A 787-nucleotide genomic window follows, 5' to 3' on the forward strand; every position below is an offset into this window, starting at 1 on the left:
CCCTGGGTAAGTCGGGACCTAAGGCGAGGCCGACAGGCGTAGTCGATGGACAACGGGTTGATATTCCCGTACCGGCGAAGAACCGCCCAAGCTAATCCAGTAGTGCTAAGTGTCTGAATCCCAGTGACTGATCCCTTCGGGGTGACGCGTTGGGCCTAGCGCACGACCCCATTCTGGTGCGGTTAGCGTATTAACAGGTGTGACGCAGGAAGGTAGTCCAAGCCAGGCGATGGTTGTCCTGGTGCAAGTGCGTAGGCCGAGAGATAGGCAAATCCGTCTCTCACATAGGCTGAGACACGATGCGGATAAAAAGTGGATGATCCTATGCTGCCAAGAAAAGCATCGACGCGAGGTTCTAGCCGCCCGTACCCCAAACCGACTCAGGTGGTCAGGTAGAGAATACCAAGGAGATCGAGAGAATCGTGGTTAAGGAACTCGGCAAAATGCCCCCGTAACTTCGGGAGAAGGGGGGCCTTCGACGTATTAGGACTTGCTCCGAAAGCGTTTGGAGGCCGCAGAGACTAGTGGGTAGCGACTGTTTACTAAAAACACAGGTCCGTGCCAAGTCGCAAGACGATGTATACGGACTGACGCCTGCCCGGTGCTGGAAGGTTAAGAGGACCGGTTAGCCGCAAGGCGAAGCTGAGAATTTAAGCCCCAGTAAACGGCGGTGGTAACTATAACCATCCTAAGGTAGCGAAATTCCTTGTCGGGTAAGTTCCGACCTGCACGAATGGCGTAACGACTTCCCAACTGTCTCAACCGCGAACTCGGCGAAATTGCATTA

The 787-nt window shown here is 54.5% G+C and carries 1 rRNA gene; it reads left to right on the forward strand.

From position 1 onward, the window contains the following. Positions 1-787: ribosomal RNA gene (locus BCY91_RS08545) — 23S ribosomal RNA — on the forward strand; the annotation flags it as partial.

The organism is Pelobium manganitolerans, from assembly GCF_003609575.1.
GTDB lineage: Bacteria > Bacteroidota > Bacteroidia > Sphingobacteriales > Sphingobacteriaceae > Pseudopedobacter > Pseudopedobacter manganitolerans.